The organism is Denitratimonas organivorans, assembly GCF_037478135.1.
Classification (GTDB): domain Bacteria; phylum Pseudomonadota; class Gammaproteobacteria; order Xanthomonadales; family Xanthomonadaceae; genus Denitratimonas.
In genome coordinates this window covers 1-16,480 of sequence record NZ_JBBHDV010000016.1, presented here as the reverse complement: position 1 = coordinate 16,480, position 16,480 = coordinate 1, and the positions used below count along the sequence as shown (strand labels likewise).

The 16,480-nt window shown below is 64.5% G+C and carries 17 protein-coding genes; 11 read left to right on the top strand and 6 right to left on the bottom strand.

Annotated features, from left to right (window positions below; genetic code table 11):
- Positions 1-22 precede the first annotated feature (22 nt).
- Positions 23-256 carry a helix-turn-helix domain-containing protein gene (locus WDB66_RS13850; RefSeq protein WP_339399198.1) on the bottom strand — a complete coding sequence of 78 codons (234 nt, stop codon included), beginning with the start codon at positions 254-256 and terminating at the stop codon, positions 23-25.
- A 111-nt stretch (positions 257-367) separates the two neighbouring features.
- On the opposite strand from WDB66_RS13850, the gene WDB66_RS13845 reads away from it, so the two are divergent.
- Genes WDB66_RS13845 through WDB66_RS13835 form a run of 3 tightly spaced genes read left to right on the top strand, consistent with a single transcriptional unit; the run spans position 368 to position 2,865 of the window.
- Positions 368-622, top strand: a complete 255-nt coding sequence (locus WDB66_RS13845) for a hypothetical protein (protein ID WP_339399197.1) — start codon at positions 368-370, stop codon at positions 620-622.
- Positions 615-1,949 (top strand): Arm DNA-binding domain-containing protein, encoded by a 1,335-nt coding sequence (locus tag WDB66_RS13840; protein ID WP_339399196.1) that lies wholly within the window; start codon positions 615-617, stop codon positions 1,947-1,949. Before WDB66_RS13845 ends, WDB66_RS13840 begins: the two co-directional genes overlap by 8 nt.
- Positions 1,939-2,865, top strand: a complete 927-nt coding sequence (locus WDB66_RS13835) for an HD domain-containing protein (protein ID WP_339399195.1) — start codon at positions 1,939-1,941, stop codon at positions 2,863-2,865. The genes WDB66_RS13840 and WDB66_RS13835 overlap by 11 nt, the downstream gene beginning before the upstream one ends.
- Here the strand turns inward: WDB66_RS13835 and WDB66_RS13830 are convergent, their stop codons facing one another.
- The 3 genes from WDB66_RS13830 to WDB66_RS13820 form a co-directional block, all read right to left on the bottom strand.
- A complete protein-coding gene (locus WDB66_RS13830; RefSeq protein WP_339399194.1) occupies positions 2,866-3,324 on the bottom strand; it encodes a hypothetical protein in 459 nt (152 codons plus the stop codon).
- A gap of 507 nt (positions 3,325-3,831) precedes the next feature.
- Complete coding sequence (locus WDB66_RS13825; RefSeq protein ID WP_339399193.1) at positions 3,832-5,259, bottom strand: Cu(+)/Ag(+) sensor histidine kinase; 1,428 nt, start codon at positions 5,257-5,259, stop codon at positions 3,832-3,834.
- The gene (locus tag WDB66_RS13820; RefSeq protein WP_339399192.1) at positions 5,249-5,932 is read right to left on the bottom strand and encodes a heavy metal response regulator transcription factor; all 684 of its coding nucleotides are present in this window, start codon (positions 5,930-5,932) and stop codon (positions 5,249-5,251) included. Before WDB66_RS13820 ends, WDB66_RS13825 begins: the two co-directional genes overlap by 11 nt.
- A gap of 206 nt (positions 5,933-6,138) precedes the next feature.
- On the opposite strand from WDB66_RS13820, the gene WDB66_RS13815 reads away from it, so the two are divergent.
- The gene (locus tag WDB66_RS13815) at positions 6,139-6,708 is read left to right on the top strand and encodes a hypothetical protein (protein WP_339399191.1); all 570 of its coding nucleotides are present in this window, start codon (positions 6,139-6,141) and stop codon (positions 6,706-6,708) included.
- A 68-nt stretch (positions 6,709-6,776) separates the two neighbouring features.
- A complete protein-coding gene (locus WDB66_RS13810) occupies positions 6,777-7,136 on the top strand; it encodes a four-helix bundle copper-binding protein (RefSeq protein ID WP_339399190.1) in 360 nt (119 codons plus the stop codon).
- Positions 7,137-7,251: 115 nt separating this feature from the next.
- Here WDB66_RS13810 and WDB66_RS13805 read toward each other — a convergent pair whose 3' ends face one another.
- Together WDB66_RS13805 and WDB66_RS13800 are read right to left on the bottom strand one after the other, a co-directional pair.
- On the bottom strand, positions 7,252-8,265 hold the full coding sequence (locus WDB66_RS13805) for a copper resistance protein B (protein ID WP_339399189.1): 1,014 nt from the start codon (positions 8,263-8,265) through the stop codon (positions 7,252-7,254).
- A 5-nt stretch (positions 8,266-8,270) separates the two neighbouring features.
- Complete coding sequence (locus WDB66_RS13800; protein WP_339399188.1) at positions 8,271-10,088, bottom strand: copper resistance system multicopper oxidase; 1,818 nt, start codon at positions 10,086-10,088, stop codon at positions 8,271-8,273.
- Positions 10,089-10,415: 327 nt separating this feature from the next.
- Between WDB66_RS13800 and WDB66_RS13795 the strand changes: the two genes are divergently transcribed.
- From WDB66_RS13795 to WDB66_RS13770, 6 genes are all read left to right on the top strand, one after another.
- Positions 10,416-10,805 carry a copper resistance protein CopC gene (locus WDB66_RS13795; RefSeq protein WP_339399187.1) on the top strand — a complete coding sequence of 130 codons (390 nt, stop codon included), beginning with the start codon at positions 10,416-10,418 and terminating at the stop codon, positions 10,803-10,805.
- Between the two features lie 12 nt (positions 10,806-10,817).
- Positions 10,818-11,741 carry a copper homeostasis membrane protein CopD gene (gene copD / locus WDB66_RS13790; protein ID WP_339399186.1) on the top strand — a complete coding sequence of 308 codons (924 nt, stop codon included), beginning with the start codon at positions 10,818-10,820 and terminating at the stop codon, positions 11,739-11,741.
- 25 nt (positions 11,742-11,766) lie between these two features.
- A complete protein-coding gene (locus WDB66_RS13785; protein ID WP_489670868.1) occupies positions 11,767-12,306 on the top strand; it encodes a DUF411 domain-containing protein in 540 nt (179 codons plus the stop codon).
- Positions 12,307-12,317: 11 nt separating this feature from the next.
- A complete protein-coding gene (locus WDB66_RS13780; RefSeq protein WP_339399185.1) occupies positions 12,318-13,574 on the top strand; it encodes a TolC family protein in 1,257 nt (418 codons plus the stop codon).
- The gene (locus tag WDB66_RS13775) at positions 13,571-14,983 is read left to right on the top strand and encodes an efflux RND transporter periplasmic adaptor subunit (protein ID WP_066922002.1); all 1,413 of its coding nucleotides are present in this window, start codon (positions 13,571-13,573) and stop codon (positions 14,981-14,983) included. Before WDB66_RS13780 ends, WDB66_RS13775 begins: the two co-directional genes overlap by 4 nt.
- The coding region (locus WDB66_RS13770) for an efflux RND transporter permease subunit (RefSeq protein WP_339399183.1) at positions 14,895-16,480 on the top strand (1,586 nt) is incomplete at its 3' end. The genes WDB66_RS13775 and WDB66_RS13770, both read left to right, overlap by 89 nt.

The following is a 16,480-nucleotide window of genomic DNA, read 5'->3' as shown; positions in this document are numbered from 1 at the left end:
ACGGGTCTCGCATGTCTGCTGATCAGATCGAGTGATCTTCTTCGACATAGGTCAGCAGGTCGCCCGGTTGGCAACCGAAGTACCTGCAGAGCTTGTCGATGACATCCGTCCCGATATTCGCCCCAGGTTGATTTGCGATCTTCGACAAGGTGGCTCTGTGGACGCCAGTGGCTTGGGCGACCTCTGCCAATGGCACGACACGACGTTCCTTGAAGGCTTTGTCGGCAATCAGCTCTGGCAGGCGGAATCGAATCATTGTGAATGAAACCTGAATAATGTCGCCAACAATCGACGCTCGTCGTTGACATTCGACTGTCGTAGTCTATTATCACCGTCACACGTCGCTTACATGCGACACCCGTTGACGATGAACGACAAGGAGCGCGCCGTGCAAACTTACCTGACCACCGAGGAACTTTCCAGCCGGATTCACTACGACGTCCGCACGATCCGTGATCGGCTCAAGGACAGCGTCCTGCTGGAAGGCGTCCACTACATTCGCCCGTTCGGCGGACGGAAGCTGCTGTTCCTCTGGGAGGCAATCGAGCGCGACATTGGCCAGGCGTCCACGCGCCGTGCCCCCGTGATTCCGATGGCGAACGGAGGACTGGCCCGTGGCTAACATCCGCACCCGCCGGGAGACCGGCTGCCTGTTTCTGGACTTCCGCTATCGCGGGGTTCGGTGCCGCGAGCAAACCGCTCTTCAAGACACACCCGCCAACCGACGGACGCTGGAGTCGCTGGCAAATCGCATCAAGCGTGAGCTCGCCAAAGGGACGTTCGACTACGCCCTCTTCTTCCCCGACAGCCCGCGCGCCGCACAGTTCGCGGCGCCGCAGACCGCCTCACCCCGGAGCGAAGCGCGCGCTGATTCATCCACATCCCTTCCGGCGTCCACGGGCCCAGTCCCGACCTTCGGAGAGTTCGCCGAAACCTGGTTCGACGAGAACAAGCCCCGCTGGCGGGACACCCACGCTGAAACCATCCGCGGCACGCTGGACCAGCACATCCTGCCCGCTTTCAGGGCTCGGCAACTGGGCGAGATTACCCGCGCGGACCTGCTGGCATTCAGGGGCGAGCTCGGGAAGCTGGCGAAGAAGAACGGCGACACGCTATCCCCGTCACGCATCAACCACATCATGACACCCCTGCGCATGCTGCTGGCCGAAGCTTCGGAGCGGTACGAGTTCGTCACCCCGTTCCGCAACATCAAGCCGTTGCGGTTGCCAAAGCTGGACATCCAGCCGTTCTCGCTGGAAGAGGTCCACCGGATCCTCGATACGGTCCGCAAGGACTGGCAACCCTACCTCGCGGTCCGGTTCTTCACCGGCATGCGCACCGGCGAGGTCAACGGGCTTGAGTGGAAGCACATCGACTTCGACCAAGATCTGATTCTGGTGCGCCAGACCATCGTCAAGGGCAAGCTGGAGAACACCAAGACCGACGGCTCGATGCGCGATATCCCCATGGTGCCGGCCATCCGCGCCGCCTTGCTTGAGCAGCGCAAGCTAGTGCCCGAAGATTGTCCGTGGGTCTTCGCCCAGCGCAACGGCGAGCCGATCAGTCTGGTCAACTTCACCAACCGCATCTGGCATCCGTTGCTTCGCCACGTTGGCCTGACGCGTCGGCGTCCTTACCAGACCCGACATACCGCCGCGACGCTGATGCTCGGATCCGGCGAGAACCCGGAGTGGGTGGCCCGCATGCTCGGCCATGCCAACACGGAGATGCTGTTCCGCGTCTATTCGCGCTATGTGCCCAACCTGACCCGCAACGATGGCCGCGCCTTCACCGGACTGGTCAGTGCCGGTGCGGCAATCCGGCCCGGCACCCCCGCGCCCGAGGGAACGCTGCCTGCATCGTTGACGATGCTCAGCCGGCCGCAGCTCGAGGCACTGGTGCGTTCGCTTTCCGGCCAGTCCAAGGAGGATCACTCCCATGGCGACTGAAGCCACCCCTCTCAAGGTCAAAGTGATCCGCGGCATCCTGCCGGGCACGCTGGACGAGTACGCTCTCGAGACGCCGGACAAGGTCTGGCAGCTGCGCGACGAATCGACATCGCCGATCGATTGCCTGATTCCGTCGGCGGAACTGCTGCACTCGCTGCTCTCCCAGCCGATCACCACGTTGACTCTTCAACTCGCATACTGGCCGGTAGACTCCAGAACGCAGCCCAGCCCGCTGCCCATCCTGATCGGCGCCTCGACGGATAACCGTCCGGACGATTCGCTCTACTGCCTTCCCATGGACATCTGCCCGGTTGAAGGCACCTACATGGGCACTCTTGAGCTCATCGAATCCATCAACACACCTCCACTGCATCGCATGCTGTTGCGGATCTTCCGCCAGCGGGACGTCATTGCCCGCTACTGGACGATTCCCGCCTCCGCACGCCACCACCACACCTTCCCGGGAGGGCTTGCCTTCCACAGCCTCGAAGTTGCGCGCGACCTGGCAGAGCAGGCGGCCGTGGGTGGTCATGAGCGCGACCTGTGTGTGGCTGCAGGCCTATTGCACGACATTGGCAAGGTGTGGTCCTACACGTCGGACATGTTCCTCAACAATGCCGCCCGTGCAATGGGGCATGAACTCGTTGGCCTGTCGCGGCTCGAGCGGGAGTTGAAGGTTCTCGAATCCGAATGGCCGGACGGTGCTTACGCGATGCGGGTCCTGCTTAGCGGCTGCGGTCGCATGCGACAGGATGGATCAATGCCGTCGGCGCTGGTGGCCAGATTGAAGGCCGCCGATCAGCGCAGTTGCGAACTGGACCGCAACAGCAAGGACCCATCACTCGTATGGAGGCCGAGTCGGTGGTTACCACCGCTACCGCCCACGTTCGATCCGAACGAACCAGGTGCGGTCTAACTACGAGCTGGTCAATGTGAGCGGCGCTGACGTGCGACACCCCAGCGCAAGTCGAGCTTCGGTGTTGGGGTCGTCCGCCCAAGGTAAGAAGAACGTGGTGCCTTCGGGCTGCTCGAATGGCTCGATGAACCACTGTCCTTCTTCCGGGTGGAGCGTCAGCTTCACCCCAGAGGACCGGATCTCCGGGTGGTCAGTGACCTGATACGTCGAGACGAACCCGATGCCGAATCGTCCGATGTTCTCGCCACGAGAAAGCTTTCCCCCGCTGCCTACATCCGCGATCCGGTGATAGTCGCAGCTGTAGTTGTTGCTGGCGATAAAGTTGCAAGGCCGCGTGTGCAGATCGCCGCAGTAGGTGAACTTGCCACTGTTGATGACAAGAAGGCCGCGGTCTGTGATGTCGAAGACAACGGACTCTGCCTTGGCGTCATCCGCGTTCTGGATGAGTTCGAGAGCCATGACGTCGCAGCCCTGCAGCCCTGCCAAGTGGCTACGTGTGTTTCCAAGCAGGTTCGCGGTGTACGAGCCGGGCACAGCAAGATCAGATTCTCGGGATCGTTGGTCAAAGCCTGTGCCTCGAGCGCACCATGCCCAGCATCGGCTCCCGGACCCCGGGGACTGGCTGGCATGATGTGCGCCACGTCGCCTTGCTTCATCGGCTGGCCCACGCGGTAATCGTGAGTCAGATCGAGGCCGCACATCTCGCAATGGCCGGCGGCCCGAATCCAGACCAACTCCTTGACCTTCCGGTCAGTTGGATAGCGAAAGGCCCCGGTGGGTGGCCTGGGTGGTGTCTTCTTCTTGCCGGCAGCCATGCTCTCCTCCCTTCCCTGACCCCACATGGGGCCGACCAAAACGTGATTCAAGTCACATCTTGGCCAGTTTGGCCGGAGCGGGTCTCACGAGGCGAGACGCCACCGCCACACCTCCCGAGTACCGGGCCGAGAAGCATCACGCGAAGGTCGATCAGCGGCGCCGATCCCCAGCCAGAAGGGGAAATACCGCATAGAACCGGGTCGAAGTGTCGTCGGACTCTGCGTACACCTCTCCTCCATGTGCGTCGACGATGGTCTTGACGATCGCCAACCCCAGTCCGGCGCCGTCGCCCTTGCGTTGCCGGGAGGGGTCCGCCCGATAGAACCGGCTGAACAGGTTCGCGAGGTCTTTTGGGTCGATGCGGGGACCAGGATTCTCCACGCAGATCGTTGTGGCGTCCGCGCCCTGGCTGACGCGAACGCTCACCTCCTTGCCGGAAGGGGTATAGCGGATCGCATTGGAAAGCAGGTTGCTCAGCGCCCTGCGGAGCATTTCCTTGTCCGCATGGACGTGGCTCGCCGTGCCCAGCAACTGCAACGAGACGCCGCGATCTTCAACCCAGGCATCGAAGTACTCGAACAGTCCCTGGATGGTCTCGGCCACATCCAGTTCCTCGACACGGATGTTTTCGGGGGAGTTTTCGGTCTGTGCCAGGAACAGCATGTCGTTGATCATGCGATTCAGGCGACCCAGCTCCTCGAGGTTGGAATACAGGATTTCCCTGTACTCATCCGCTGGGCGGACCTGGCCAACAGCGACCTCGGTTTGCGTTGTCAGGTTGGTGACCGGCGTTCTCAACTCGTGGGCGATGTCGGCTGACACGTTCGCCAGCTGGGCATAGCCGTCCTCGAGCCGACCCAACATGGCGTTGAAGGAAGAAATGGTTTCTTCCAGCTCGATGGGAACCTCTCCCGGGTCGAGCCTGACGTGGAGGCGGGATGACGTAATCGCACGGATCTTCTGATTGGTCTTCCGGATCGGGATGTGCCCCCAACGCACCGCGATCCACGCCACGAGGATCGCAAGGCACATAACCACAAGTACTGTCCAGCCCTGGATGCGCTTGAAGTCGCGGATGAATGCCAGGTGCACGCCAATGTCCATGGCCACAGCGATCGTGTAGCGCTCCCCCAACCGCTGATCGTCGCCAACACGAAGGACGGCCCCCCGGTAATGGTGGCCTGCCTCCTCCCACACGGTCATTCGCTGGCCCGACTCCAGCCGAAGGGGCTGCTGGTTCTCGACAAACCGCCGGAGGTCGGGACCATCTTCGGGTGCGTACAGCGTAGTTCCTGCGGAGTCGGCGACATAGTAATAGACACCGTGATGACCCCGTACGGCCCGCTCGAGCGCGTCTTGGTCGCCTTCCAGCGCCATCTCCCCCAAGGCCTTGATTACGGAATTGGAGATGACCTCGAGCTCTTCCTCGTCCATTTCTGCGAAATGCAGGTCCAAGGATCTCACGCTGATCCAGTTGAACACCAGGAAGACGAGCAGCATGGCGATGCCGACCAAGCCGGTGACACGCCAGGCTAGCGACACGGGTCGCCGCAGCAACCGCCGGTCTTCACTCCCCATCCGGGACATCCAGCGTGTAACCCATTCCACGAACCGTTTGGATGAGCTTGGGTTCGAAATCATCATCGATCTTCGCGCGCAAACGCCGTATTGCGACGTCGATGACGTTGGTGTCGCTATCAAAGTTCATGTCCCATACCTGGGACGCGATCAGCGAGCGAGGCAGCACCTCCCCTTGCCGCCGCACCAGCAACTCCAATAGCGCAAATTCCTTGTTGGTCAGGTTGACCCGCTTGCCTGCCCGGATTGCGCGTCGACGGGGCAAATCAAGCTCCAGGTCCATCACCCGCATTCGGTCATGCTGTGTGGGCAGCGCCCCGCGCCGCAAGAGGGTACGCACCCGCGCCAATAGCTCGGCAAAAGCGAACGGCTTGACCAGGTAGTCGTCCGCTCCGAGTTCAAGCCCTTCGACGCGATCATCCACGTCCGAAAGCGCGGTCAAAAACAGAACCGGCACCTGGTTGCCTGCGTGCCGGACCGCGCTCAGGATCCGGCGACCATCAATGTCGGGCAACATCACGTCCAGGATGATGAGATCGTAGGTCTCCGTCATCGCCATGTGGTGCCCATCCAGGCCGGTGCGGGCCAGATCCACCACGAAGCCCGCCTCCATAAGTCCCTGGCGGACGTAGTCCGCGGTTTTGTTTTCGTCTTCGACGACCAGCAGTTTCATGTTTATTGACGGGCCCGAGGGGAGCGGATTGTCCATTGGTAGCAGCTGGTAGCAGCCTGGTAACGGTATCCGGGCGAGCCTGCCGCCCACATGACGCGAACATTACCAATATGTAATGCTGGAGTCAGCGGGACGACAATGGGCGCCGCTAGCATGGGTTACACCGTGCCGAAGCGCGTTCGGCCTCATGCAATGAGGTGCGCCCGTTGTCCCGACCGCTGCCCTTTCTGCGATCTCCCCGTCCGCAGTTTGTTCGTGGCCTCAAGACCGCTGCGGTCGTTGTGCTGCTGGTGGCGCTGGTGGCTTGGCTCGAAGGCCTGATTCCGACCTTCGGCGCAGCGGCCTTTCTGCTGATCCTTCTTGTGACCATCGGCGTGTATACGGTGCTGGAACGCGACCGGGATTGCTGCGAAACCTCTGCCGGGCCAGCCAGCATTCCCCACGCGGAACATCTCGGGGATAGCGCCCCTGTTTCGCCACTTGAAGCCGAGGCGGCAGCGGCCCGGGAGACCGGGCAGCACCCGGCCAAAGCGACTGATCCGTCCGTGGCGACAGCGCACAGCACGAACGGCGGGTGTTGCAGCGCCAGGCCTGACCACTCGCGCGAGTCGGGACTCCCCGGGAAGGAGCATCAAACCCGCGATCTGAGCCAGCTACAGGAACCGCCTGGAAATCCTCCCGGGACGGGTTGCTGTCACCCCGCCGAAGTGAACAACCCGTTGATGGTCGAGGCTGTAAAGCATGACAGCGCGACCGGGGTATCTCACAACCACTGACTGCGTTCAAAAGGGGGCGGTGATGCGGGCACGCCGATTTCTTGCCCGTCAGGAAGAAGGAGATCCACATGACTCACCATTCCGCCGCTGACAGACCCCAGGCAATGAACGAGTGCATCGACAACTGTACGCAGTGTCATGCGATTTGCCTGGAGACCATCAACTACTGCCTGACCAAGGGAGGCGACCATGCCGCGCCGGAGCACATCAGCCTCTTGGCTGCCTGCGCCGACATCTGCGCGACCAGTGCCGACGCAATGTTGCGTGGTACGAGCGTGCACGGCGTAATCTGTGGTGCCTGCGCCGAGATATGCCGCCGATGCGCGGATAGTTGCGAGTCCATGGGCGAGGACGAGCAGATGAAGCGCTGCGCGGAGATCTGCCGGCGCTGTGCCGATAGCTGCGAGGCCATGGCGTCCGCGGCCTGATTTCAACACTCAAGGTCCGGCCTCAAGGGCCGGACCTTGGATCTGTGGCGAAAGCTGCGGCGGTGACTGATCCTGCCATCGGTTGCGGAGGCCATGGCGCGCACGGTGAGGTTCGTCAGAACCAGATCCTCAGCCCCACAACCCATTTGCTGTCGTTGCGCGGCTGACCCGCCATTGCACGCAAATCCGCGGTGCGTCCATGGCTCCATTCGCGCTCAAAACCGATGTACGGCGCGAACTGGCGACGGATCTCGTAGCGCATTCGCAGACCGCCTTCCACCGTGCTCAGGCCGGAGCCCACCAGCTGTTCCGGGTCGGACTTGCCGAATGCGGTGGCTTCCGCCTTCCAGGTCAGGATCAGGCGGTTGGTGAGCAGCATCTCGTACTCGGCTTCAACGTTCAGTGCCGTGCGGCCGCTTTCGCCGATATAACCGGTCGCTTCCACCTCGAACAGATAAGGGGCCGTCCCTTGCACTCCGAACGCGGCCCAGGTTCGCGACGGCCCGGCTCCGAAATCCTGACGAATGCCCGCGACCAGATCCCACCATGGCCGGACCGGACGCCCGTAGAGCACCTCCAGCCGCCCACTTTCAACGGTCCCGTCCAGGGCATGGCCTTCGGTGCGCAGCCAGAGACGGTGCAAGTCGCTGCCCATCCATGCGCTGGCCTCCCAGCTGAGATCGGTGCCGGCGTTGGTGTCCGATGTTTCGAACTGGTCCAACAGCCAGAAAGAGTGCCGACTCGAACCGTGTTGGTGGTGCGGCTTCAAGGTTGGAAACGCGGCGGCGCGGTCGGCATCGGTAAGTGCTGGGATGGGATCGCGCGGTTCGTGACTCGGCCGCCTGCCCTCCTGGGGGTGGGCCATATCCGGCTGATCATGGATATTGCCAGGGTCGCCAGACTCGTGTGTCAGGGCATGAGCGCCATGATGCAGATGATGTGCGGAGTCATGCCCCGCTTCGTCGGGCACGGCGTGTGCGGCCCCCTGATCTGCGTGACCGCGGGCCGTACTTTTGGATTCGGCAACCGGTGGAACGTCGGAATGCTCGTGAGCGTGATCTTGCTGGGCCTTGGCCGCCATGGGGGCTGCCAGGCTGGCAACCAGCGCAAGCCACAGTGCGGATTTCACCGGCCTCATTCCTCTACCCTCACTTCGCGGAACATCCCCGCTTCCATGTGATAGAACAAATGGCAGTGGTACGCCCAACGCCCCAGTGCATCGGCCCGGACGCGATAGCTTCGCTTCGTGCCAGGCGGCATGTCGACCGTGTGCTTGCGCAAATGGAAGTTGCCCTGCTCGTCCTCAAGGTCGCTCCAGAGGCCGTGCAGGTGGATGGGGTGGCTCATCATGGTGTCGTTGACCAGCACGATCCGCATGCGCTCGCCATAGGTCAGGCGCAGCGGGTCAGCATCGTTGAATCGGATGCCATCAAACGACCAGGAGAACCGTTCCATGTGGCCGGTCAGGTGAAGTTCCACCGTACGTCCGGGTTCGCGTCCATCGGGATCATCAAACAGGCTCCTGAGTTCCGCATACGTAGCCACATGGCGCCCATTTTCCCGCAGCCCGATGCCGGGATCGGCGAGCTTGGGCTCTGGCGTCATGGTCTGCATGTCCACCAGCGGATTGTCGGTTTCGCTGTCCGGGTGTTGCTGCATACCGCCACCGTCGCGGGCGGCGTGGCCGTGGGACGCATGCCCGCCGTGGTCGTGGTGCGACTGTGCCGTTCCGGCGTGTTCAGCTGCTGGAGAACTCCCATGACTACCGCCATGCGCGCCATGATCGCCATGGCCCATGTCCGCCATGGTCAGAAGCGGACGCGGATCGACGGCCGGGACAGGCGCCCGAAGGCCGTCGCGGACCGCCAGCGTGCCGCTGACATAGCCCGTGCGCGCATTGTCCTGGGCGAAGATGGTGAACGCATCCTGCCCCGACGGCTCGACGATCACGTCAAACGTCTCGGCGGCGCCCAGCCGGATCTCATCGACAGTCAAGGGATGCACATACTGGCCATCGACGGCCACCACGGTCATCTTGAGACCCGGGATGCGCACGTCGAAATAGGTCATCGCCGAACCGTTGATAACGCGCAGGCGGATCTTCTCGCCCGGGCGGAACAGCGCCGTCCAGTTGCCCAGCGCCGTGACCCCGTTCATGAGGAACGTGTAGGTGTGGGCGTTGACGTCGGAGAGATCCGTTGGCGTCATGCGCATGCGCCCCCACTCGCCCCTGTCGCGCAGTGTTTCCCGCAGGCCTTCCTGGCGCACGTCCCGGAAGAAGTCGCCGACCGTACGTTGGTAATAATTGTCGTACTCGGAGAATTTCTTCAAGCGGTCAAACAGCCGGGCGGGATCCATGTCGGTCCAGTCCGACAGGAAAACGACGTAGTCCCGGTCATAGGTGAACGGCTCCGGGTCAATCGGATCGATGATCAGCGGGCCGTACATCCCGCCCTGCTCCTGGAACCCGGAGTGGCTGTGATACCAGTAGGTACCGCCCTGGCGAACGTCGAATTCGTACAGGAAGCTCTGCCCCCGATCGATGCCGTCGAAGCTCAGGCCCGGGACCCCATCCATGTTGGAAGGCAACAGGATTCCATGCCAGTGGATCGATGTGGCCCCACCGTGGATCGACCCAAGCGGAAGGTCGTTGCGGACCCGCAGCTGCACCCGGGTACCTTCCTTCCAACGCAGGATCGGACCCGGTACTGAACCATTGATGGTGATGGCCGGTCGGGTCTTGCCGGTGTAATTAACGAGTGTCTCGCCGATGCTCAGATCAAACTGGGTGCCTGCCAGCACCTCGGGTTGGCCTGGCGAGCGCAATGCCCAGCTTTGCCTGGGCCACGCGCCCAATGCCAACAGGCTGCCGCCTGCGGCCAGGCCTTGGACGAACCGGCGGCGGGTAAAGGCCGGCCCTTGAAGGCCGACATCAGGGGTACCAAGGGACATCAGGATCTCCAAATCATTGCGCTTCCACCCCGCACCCCCCAGACGACAAGCTACGCCCGGGACGGCAAGGCGGAGGCATGAATCTAGGCTGCGGCGACTGTCCAGACGCTGACCCCAATATTACTTTTGTGTCATGTCATCCCCGCCGCGGTCGTGGCGCGGTGAACGGTGCTGGCGACCAGGCGCTGCCGCGGCCCGGCATGGATGACAGGAAAGTAATGAATGGGTCACTGGGGTGACAGCGGCGTCCCCCTAGGCTGGAAAGGTGGTCCCCGCCGGGGGCCTTCCAATCCTGCCTCCTACCGTGGGGCGAAGCCGGGTGACGCCATGAATCGTACTCTCAACCCCCGCTCCTGGGCCTTGGGCATCAGCCTCGCCGCTGGCCTGCTGGTTTCGACCGTCGCCCAGGCCCACATCGCCCTCGTCGACTCTTCTCCTGCTGTCGACGCCGTGGCCAGTTCCGTGACCCAAATCGACCTCGTCTTCAGCGAAAGGCTGGTCGAGCGCGGATCCAGGGTGCAACTGGAGCCAATCGGGATGGACGGCCAGGCGAGCGCGGCTGCTTACCACGCGACCATCGAGGTGATCAACGACGGCACCACGCTGCGCGTGAGCCCCCATCACACGCTTGATGCCGGTCGTTATCAGGTGCGCTGGAGGGTTGTTGGCGAAGATGGTCATCCGGCGACGGGTGACTTCATGTTCACCGTCGAGTGATTGGCCGCTGCCATGGCCCTCGCTGTCGATTACGCACTCCGGTTTATTCAGTATCTGGACCTGCTGCTGCTGTTCGGCATTCCTCTGTACGCCTGGTATGCCCGCGGGGCGCTCCGCCACGCTGGACTGGACTCGACATATCCCCCTGGTGCCCCGTTACGCATCCTTCTGCTGGCTGCAGGCTTGTTGGGCGTAGGCCTGCTGGCTCTCGAAGTGGTGCGAGCTCCGGCTGCCATCCTGGGGTTGAGCGCATCGGAGCTGGTGCTCGATGACTTCCGCTGGTATCTGCTGGATACCGCGGCAGGTCGGGCCACGCTCGTCCGCCTGGTAGCGCTGCTGCTGGTGGTATGGACGCTCGCTGGACAGCGCCTGGTCCGCAACGCGCTGCCTGTCCGGAGGGTCAGCCTGTTTGCCGGCATTGCGCTGGCGACACTCGCCTGGAACGGCCACGCCGCCGCTGGAGATGGCGCCGCGGGAAGCGCGCGCCTGGTCGCGGGAGTCGTCCATCTTCTGGCCGCCGGAGCCTGGCTTGGAGCCATCGCAGCGCTGCTGGGGGTGCTTGTGACCCGCCATGCCACCGGTGCCAGAGAGATCAGGTCGCTCCTGCATGCATTTGCCCTGCCCGGATCCGTGATCGTTGGCCTGTTGGCGGCGTCGGGGGCCTTCCATTACGCGGATCTTCTCGGCTGGTCCGGGACGATGCTTTTCGAGGGGAGCTACGGGCGGCTGATGGCGCTCAAGCTCGCGCTCTTTGGCGCAATGCTTGTGCTGGCGGCGTTGCACCGGTGGTGGCTGGTGCCCCGACTGGAACGGAAGGAATTCGGGCCTGTGCGTCCGCGGCGACGGCTGCAATGGAGCATCGGAATGGAGGGACTGGGCGCACTTCTTATCGTGCTCATCGTATCCGTGCTCGGCCTTCTCAGCCCGTATCAGTAGACACCTTTGGTTCTTGGGAGAACTCATGAATATCCGGATTATCCGCTTCACGCCATGGCTGGCATTGGCCCTGTTTTCGGTGGTGGCCTGCTCCAACGATGCCGCGTCGACGACGCTCACGACCGCGTCGGGCTCGAATGCGCCTGCGACCGTCGGCGCGGACATGGACCGGACAGTCGACATCTCACAGCTTCCGGTGATGGTCGTTCACAAAACGCCCTGGTGCGGCTGCTGCGGCGCCTGGGTGGAGCACATGCAACATGCCGGGTTTGAAGTCGAGGTCCATGACATGCAGGACCTCGGCCCCGTAAAGGAACGCCTGGGAGTTCCCTACGCCAAGGGCTCCTGCCACACCACCGAGATCGGCGGGTACCTGGTGGAAGGCCATGTGCCTGCCGAGGACATCAAGCGGCTGCTACGGGAGAAGCCGGATGCGGTTGGGCTGGTACTGCCTGGCATGCCGATGGGATCGCCCGGCATGTTAGGGCCCAACGGCCAGCGGGAACCCTTCACTGTCGAACTCGTCCGGCGTGACGGGACGACCGAGCCGTTCTCGAGCCACTGAGGGGAAGACCCATGCAAGCTCCCCGTCTCCGCCTGTTCGGCTGGGCCGTCGCCAGCGTGCTGTTTGCGTTCTCGCTCTCGAGCGTTGCCGCAGAACCCATACCGGGCCGGACAGTGGATTCGGTCCGGGCCTGGCTGATCGAACGCAACCCGGAACTGCGCGCAGTTGGACTGGAGGCTGAGGCGGCGGAAGCGCGTGTTTATCCTGCCGGCGCACTGCCTGATCCCTCCGCCTCACTCACGCTTCGCGGTCCGGATGTGCCTTGGCAGCGGGGCGAAGGCGGGCGCGAAGTCTCCTACGCCCTGCGCCAGCGCGTCCCGCTCTGGGGCAAGCGCGGCCTGGCGCGGACCGTCGCCAGCCAGGACGCGGTCGCGCTCGGCCTCGACCGCGTCACCGCGACGCGCGACCTCTTGGCTGATGCCGAGGCGGCCTACGTACGCTACTGGCACGCAGACCAGGCGGTCGCTGTGCTCGATCGGCGCATCGTCCTCCTCCGCCAGATCGAAGAGATCGCCGGCGTTCGCTACGCCCTGGGCCGTGCGGCACAGCAGGACGCGATCCGTGCCCAGGTCGAGCAGACCAGCCTCCAGCGCGAGCGGATCGAGCGCCTCGCGGCCAAACAGGAGGCAGTCGCTACGCTCAACGCCGTGCTCGGCCGCCGCTCCGACGCGCCCTTGGCCACGCCCGACGAGGCGCCCGGCTTGTTCGTGCGCAGCGCGTCCCTTGCCGAAGCCCTGAACGGCGCGGATGCGCATCCGGCGGTACGGTCGCAGCAGGCCCGCGCCGAGGCCGCCCGCACGAACGTGGTGCTGGAGCGTCGCAACCGGTTTCCCGACATCACCGTGGGCGTTGGCGCGATGCAGCTCGGCAACGGCATCGAAAGCACCGAGCTGATGCTCGAGGTCGAGATCCCGTTCCAGCAGCGTGCGCGCCGCGAACGCGAGCGCGAGTCGCGCCTGCTCGAAGACGCGGCGCTGGCCCGCAGAGATGCCACGTTGCGGGCCGTCGAGGAAAGCGGCGCCTCCGCCTGGTCGCAGTGGACCAGCGCACGCGAGCGCCGCGCGCTGATCGAGAACACGCTGCTGCCGCAGGCCGACGCCACCTGGCAGTCCGCGCTGGCCAGCTACCAGGTCGGCGAAGTCGACTTCGGGACGCTGCTGGAAGCACTCAATGAATGGCAGGGCGCCGACCTCGCACGGGTCGATGCACTGCGTGACGAACTGTTGGGCGCCGCCGCCGTGCGCGCCATCGAAGGAGAGATCCGATGACCCGTGTCCAGACCCTGTCGCTCGCCATCGGCGTCGCACTCGCCGCCCTCGCCGTCGGCTGGATGGCGGGCCGCGCGACGAACGATGCTCCGAGCGCAGCCACGTCCGCCGAAGCGCCGGCCGCGGAACGCAAGGTGCTCTATTACCGCAATCCCATGGGCCTTCCGGACACCTCGCCGGTGCCGAAGAAGGACCCGATGGGCATGGACTACATTCCGGTCTACGCCGGCGACGCGCCTGCCGCGGCGCCGGGAACGGTGGTGATGCCACCCGACAAGGTGCAGGCGCTGGGCGTGCGCACCGAAGCGGTCCAGCGCGCAGTCCTGGCTGCGACCGTGCGCACCAGCGGCACCGTCGAGGTTGACGAGACCCGGCAGTACGCGATCGCGCCACGCTTCGAAGGCTGGGTGGAGCGGTTGTACGCGAACCAGACCGGCATGCGGGTCCGCGCGGGGCAACCGCTGCTGTCCGTCTACAGCCCGCAGCTGGCCGCGGCGCAGCAGGAATACCAGCTGGCCGACGAGACCGCCCGCAGGCTGGCGGCGTCCGACCCCGCGAGCGCGGCGTCAATGATCCGGCTGCGCGATGCCGCCCGCACCCGCCTGCGCAACTGGGAAATCAGCGACGCGCAGCTCGGCAAGACGGCCCTGGTGCTCACCGCACCCGCGGACGCGGTCGTGATCGAGAAGCCGGTGGTCCAGGGCGCGCGCTTCGAGCCGGGCGAGACCATCCTGCGCCTGGCCGACCTGTCGACGGTGTGGGTGATCGCCAAGGTGCCCGCGGCGCAGGCCGCGGACATCAAGCCCGGCCAGGCGGCCCGGTTTGAAACCGTGGCCCTGCCTGGCCAGGTGGCCGAGGGCGAAGTCGCCTTCGTGCAGCCCATCATCGATGCCATGACCCGCACGGTGGACGTGCGCATCGCGCTGCCCAACCCGGCCGGCGATCTGCGTCCAGGGCTCTACGGAACGGTGCTGCTCGAGGAGCCGGGGTCCGGACCGGTCCTGACCGTCCCGCGCTCGGCCGTGCTCGACAGCGGCACCCGCCAGGTGGTGCTGGTCGAGACCGGCCCCGGCAGTTTCGCGCCGCGGGATGTCACCCTGGGGCGGCGCGGCGGCGATCGTATCGAGATTCTGGACGGGGTCGCCGAGGGCGAGCAGGTCGTTGTCTCGGCCAACTTCCTGATCGACGCAGAAAGCAACCTGCAGTCAGCGCTCCAAGGACTTGAAGGTCACACAGGACACGGGACCCCCTCGGGCACCACTGAGGATCCGCACGCCGGGCACGGTGAGGACGCCGCTGACCCGCACGCAGCCCATGGTGATGAGGTTGCTGATCCGCACGCCGGCCACTCCATGCCCGCCGCCCCGGAGAAGACTCCGCCCTCCCCCAGCAGCCACGAGGGGCACTGACATGCTTGGCCGCCTCATCGAATGGTCGGTCCGCAACGTCTTCCTGGTCCTGGTGATGACACTGGCGATCGTCGCCGGTGGCATCTACGCACTGATGAATACGCCGCTGGATGCCCAGCCGGACCTGTCGGACGTGCAGGTGATCGTGTTCACCGAGTATCCGGGGCAGGCGCCCCAGGTGGTCGAAGACCAGGTCACCTATCCGCTGACCAGCGCCCTGCTCGCGGTGCCGAAATCAAAGGACGTCCGCGGCTTCTCGTTCTTCGGCGCCTCCTTCATCTACGTCATCTTCGAGGAGGGCACGGACCTGTACTGGGCGCGCTCGCGCGTGCTCGAAAACCTCAACGTCGCGTCGAAGAACCTGCCGGCTGGCGTGGCACCGGCGCTGGGCCCCGATGCGTCAGGCGTGGGCTGGGTCTACCAGTACGTGCTGCAAAGCGACCGCCACTCGCTGGATGAACTGCGCGCCATGCAGGACTGGTACCTGCGCTACCAGCTCACCACCGCGCCCGGCGTGGCCGAGGTCGCCAGCGTCGGCGGCTTCGTGCGCCAGTACTCGATCACCGTCGACCCCGTGCGCCTGCGCGAGTTCGACATCCCGATCTCACGGGTGTCCGAAGTGATCGCCGCGAGCAACCGCGACGTCGGCGGCCGCGTGATCGAAATGGCCGAGACCGAGTACATGGTCCGGGGACGTGGCTACCTGCGCGGCATCGAGGACATCGAGAGCCTGGTGCTGCGCGCCGAAGGCGGCGCACCGGTGCTGATCGGCGACGTCGCCCGGGTCGAACTGGTGCCCGACGAGCGCCGTGGCATCGCCGACCTGGACGGCGAAGGCGACGTCGTGGCGGGGATCGTCATTGCGCGGTTCGGCGAGAACGCCCTGGCCGTGATCGGCGGGGTAAAGGACAAGATCGCGGAACTTGCACGCGGCTTGCCCGAAGGCGTCAGCGTCCAGGCGGTCTACGACCGGTCCGACCTGATCGTGCGCGCGATCAAGACCCTGCGCACGACATTGCTCGAGGAGAGCCTGATCGTCGCGCTGGTGTGTCTGGTGTTCCTCTTCCATGCCCGCAGCGCGCTGGTCGCGATCGTCATGCTGCCGGTCGGCGTTCTGATCGCGGTGATCGCCATGCGTGCGCTGGGCATGAACTCCAACATCATGAGCCTGGGCGGCATCGCGATCTCGATCGGCGTGATGGTCGATGCGGCGATCGTGATGATCGAAAACGCGCACAAGCACATCGAACGCTCCGACGGCTCCCGCAGCCGGGCCCAGCTGATCATCGACGCCTGCCGCGAAGTCGGGCCGGCGCTGTTCTTCAGCCTGATGATCATCACGGTCTCCTTCCTTCCGGTGTTCGCGCTGGAGGCGCAGGAAGGGCGCCTGTTCAAGCCGCTGGCCTTCACCAAGACCTTCGCCATGGCCGGCGGCGCGCTGTTGTCGGTGACCCTGGTGCCGGTGCTCATGCTGCTGTTCGTGCGCGGCAAGATCGT

What these genes read in the sequence shown, in the direction of transcription:
- WDB66_RS13850 (WP_339399198.1), bottom strand. Translation starts at nt 256, where the DNA reads ATGATTCGATTCCGCCTGCCAGAGCTGATTGCCGACAAAGCCTTCAAG.
- WDB66_RS13845 (WP_339399197.1), top strand. Translation starts at nt 368, where the DNA reads ATGAACGACAAGGAGCGCGCCGTGCAAACTTACCTGACCACCGAGGAA.
- WDB66_RS13835 (WP_339399195.1), top strand. Translation starts at nt 1,939, where the DNA reads ATGGCGACTGAAGCCACCCCTCTCAAGGTCAAAGTGATCCGCGGCATC.
- WDB66_RS13830 (WP_339399194.1), bottom strand. Translation starts at nt 3,324, where the DNA reads ATGGCTCTCGAACTCATCCAGAACGCGGATGACGCCAAGGCAGAGTCC.
- WDB66_RS13825 (WP_339399193.1), bottom strand. Translation starts at nt 5,259, where the DNA reads ATGGGGAGTGAAGACCGGCGGTTGCTGCGGCGACCCGTGTCGCTAGCC.
- WDB66_RS13820 (WP_339399192.1), bottom strand. Translation starts at nt 5,932, where the DNA reads ATGAAACTGCTGGTCGTCGAAGACGAAAACAAAACCGCGGACTACGTC.
- WDB66_RS13810 (WP_339399190.1), top strand. Translation starts at nt 6,777, where the DNA reads ATGACTCACCATTCCGCCGCTGACAGACCCCAGGCAATGAACGAGTGC.
- WDB66_RS13800 (WP_339399188.1), bottom strand. Translation starts at nt 10,088, where the DNA reads ATGTCCCTTGGTACCCCTGATGTCGGCCTTCAAGGGCCGGCCTTTACC.
- WDB66_RS13795 (WP_339399187.1), top strand. Translation starts at nt 10,416, where the DNA reads ATGAATCGTACTCTCAACCCCCGCTCCTGGGCCTTGGGCATCAGCCTC.
- copD (WP_339399186.1), top strand. Translation starts at nt 10,818, where the DNA reads ATGGCCCTCGCTGTCGATTACGCACTCCGGTTTATTCAGTATCTGGAC.
- WDB66_RS13785 (WP_489670868.1), top strand. Translation starts at nt 11,767, where the DNA reads ATGAATATCCGGATTATCCGCTTCACGCCATGGCTGGCATTGGCCCTG.
- WDB66_RS13780 (WP_339399185.1), top strand. Translation starts at nt 12,318, where the DNA reads ATGCAAGCTCCCCGTCTCCGCCTGTTCGGCTGGGCCGTCGCCAGCGTG.
- WDB66_RS13775 (WP_066922002.1), top strand. Translation starts at nt 13,571, where the DNA reads ATGACCCGTGTCCAGACCCTGTCGCTCGCCATCGGCGTCGCACTCGCC.